Origin of the sequence: Gordonia sp. NPDC003585, from assembly GCF_040610755.1 — a bacterium.
Classification (GTDB): Bacteria; Actinomycetota; Actinomycetes; order Mycobacteriales; family Mycobacteriaceae; genus Gordonia.
Window position 1 is genome coordinate 1 of sequence record NZ_JBEXMX010000180.1, and the last position, 2,669, is coordinate 2,669.

General features: G+C 69.5%; 2 protein-coding genes and 1 pseudogene. All 3 read right to left on the bottom strand.

The window, feature by feature from the left end; translation table 11 throughout:
- A partial coding sequence (locus ABZW74_RS24385; RefSeq protein ID WP_355280076.1) for an ATP-dependent DNA helicase occupies positions 1-1,278 on the bottom strand: 1,278 nt, incomplete at its 3' end.
- 34 nt (positions 1,279-1,312) lie between these two features.
- The gene (locus ABZW74_RS24390) at positions 1,313-1,918 is read right to left on the bottom strand and encodes an isochorismatase family protein (protein ID WP_240862395.1); all 606 of its coding nucleotides are present in this window, start codon (positions 1,916-1,918) and stop codon (positions 1,313-1,315) included.
- Positions 1,919-1,931: 13 nt separating this feature from the next.
- Positions 1,932-2,669, bottom strand: a pseudogene (locus ABZW74_RS24395) (nicotinate phosphoribosyltransferase); the annotation flags it as partial.

Genomic DNA, 2,669 nt, shown 5'->3' on the forward strand with positions numbered 1-2,669 from the left:
GAAGTTGCCGCCGATCGTCAGTGTCGCGGAGGTCAGCACCACGGTCGCCTTGGCGAACAGGGTCGCGCGCAGCAGTCCGCCGACCGACAGCGGCGCGATGTGCAGCACCGAGCGCGATTCGGCGGCGGCCGAGCGTCCGACGCGTTCCTCGGCGACCCACACCACGTCACGTCGCTTCGATTCGTCGGGTTCGTCGAATGCCCCCAGAAGCCGCACGATGGTGTCGTGCAGTTCGTCGAGCGAGGTCAGCGCCGCCGAGCGGGCGGCGGCCGCCGACTCGTCACTCGACCCACTCATCCGTACCGGTCCGATCGCGGTGCGCGTCTGCCACAGTCGGTCTCGCAGGGACACGAGCACCGCGGCCGCCGAAGCGGGCAGACCCATCCACTGCCGGTGCGGTGCGTCGGCGAGCAACTCGCCGAGTTGATCGCCGGCCCCCATGAGGGCATCGGCGGTCTCCTCGTCGACGAGCTTGCCGCAGCGGCGCGCCACCGCGGCGACCACCGCGGCCGACACCTCGGCGGTGGACACGGAGGTGATCCGATCGACGAGTTCGTGCGCCTCGTCGATGATCACCACGTCGTGTTCGGGGAGGATGCTGGCCGGGCTGGTGGCGTCGATGGCGAGCAGCGCATGGTTGGTGACGACGACGTCGACCTTCCCCGAGCGGCGTCGGGCGTTCTCGGCGAAGCAGTCTTCGCCATAGGAGCAGTTGCCGGCGCCGAGGCACTCGCGGGCGGACACACTGACCTGACGCCACGCGCGGTCGGCGACACCGGGGGTGAGGTCGTCGCGATCGCCGGTCTCGGTGTCGCTGCTCCACTCGCGCAGGCGGGTGACCTCGCGCCCGGTGCGTGACAACTCGAACGGGTCGAACAGCTCGACATCCGGCTCGTCCGCGGTGCCGGCATGAATTTTGTTGAGACACAGGTAGTTCGACCGCCCCTTCAGGATGGCGAAGGTCGGCTCCCGGCCGAGTGGTTTCGCCAGGGCGGCGGCCAGGCGCGGCAGGTCGCGCTCGATGAGTTGCCGTTGGAGGGCGATCGTCGCGGTCGAGACCACCACGGTGCGGCCGCTTTCGACGGCGTGCCGGATCGCGGGAACGAGGTAGGCCAGGGACTTTCCGGTTCCGGTGCCGGCCTGGACGGCGAGGTGTTCGCCGGTGTCGATGGCGTGCGCGACGGCCGAGGCCATCGCGACCTGGCCGTCGCGGCGACGGCCGTTAAGGGCGGTGACGGCAGCATCGAGCAGCGTGGTCACCGGAGGTGTGTTCGACATGTGGGCTGTGTCGTCCGGTTCTACTCGCGGTTGGTCAAACTCGGCCGGCTCCGTCGTAGAGGAGATCGCCGACGAGGGCTACGTCTGCCGCGCGGAGTTCGGCGAGCGCGGACTTCGTGGTCTCCGGGGCCACCGCGGCGGTGAAGTTCAGCAGGATGCGAGTGCGGAACCCCGCCTTCGCCGCGTCGAGCGCGGTGGCGCGAACACAATGATCGGTGGCGATGCCGACGACGTCGACACTCTCGATCCCGTGGCGGCGCAGCCAGTCGGCGAGCGTCTGACCGTCGTCGGACGCCCCTTCGAAACCCGAATAGGCCGCGCTGTATTCGCCCTTCGAGAACACCTTGTGGGCCTTCTCGGCGTCGAAGGACGGATGGAACCAGACGCCGTCGGTGCCGACGCGGCAGTGTGGCGGCCAGGTGTCGACATAGTCGGGCGAATCGGAGAAATGCTCACCCGGATCGATGTGGTAGTCGCGGGTCGCGACGACCGTGCGGTACTCGGGCAGCAACGTGGTGATGGCACCGGCGACGGCGGCACCGCCGTTGACGCCGAGCGCGCCGCCCTCGCAGAAGTCGTTCTGCACGTCGACGACGATCAGAGCATCCGCGGGGTGGTCGTGGGGGTCGGAATCGGGCATCTGCTCTGCCTCCTCAGCCGAGTTCGTATCGTGTGGCGACGGCGGGATCGCCGTGGGACAAGCCCAGGCCCTCCCACGGCAGACTCACCAGACCGTCCGCGAGGTGCTTACGGGCATCGGCGAGGCTGGGCAGCCCGGCGACGGGCTCGCCACCCCGGACGAGGGGAATTTGTAGGTCATGCAGGTTTAGACCCTCGAGGGCCGGTCGCGGTTCCCCCGCGCGGTACACGACTTCCTCCACGATGGTGCCCGACGCCCGCGCAGCCCGCGCGGCGCGCTTGGCGCCACCGCGAGACTCCTTGTGGCTGGATCGCTTTGCCACCGCAACGCCGTCGACCTCGACGAGTTTGTAGACCATCCCTGCGGTCGGGGCGCCGCTGCCGGTGACCAGCGACGTGCCAACGCCATAGGTGTCGACGGGCTCGGCGCGCAACGACGCGATCGCGTACTCGTCGAGGTCGCCGGAGACGACGATCTTGGTGTTCGTGGCGCCGAGATCGTCGAGTTGGTCGCGCACCTGGCGAGCAAGCACTCCGAGGTCTCCGGAGTCGATGCGCACCGCGCCCAGTTCGGTCCCGGCGACCTCGACCGCGTTGCCCACGCCCTGCGTGATGTCGTAGGTGTCCACCAGCAGCGTGGTGCCGACGCCGAGCGCGGCGATCTGCGCCGCGAAGGCGGCTTTCTCGTCGGGGCCGTCGGGGCCGGTGAAACCGAGCGTGAAGGCATGCGCGGCGGTGCCCGCGCTCGGAAC

Coding starts and splice junctions, on each gene's coding strand:
- ABZW74_RS24390 (WP_240862395.1), bottom strand. CDS start 1,918: ATGCCCGATTCCGACCCCCACGACCACCCCGCGGATGCTCTGATCGTC.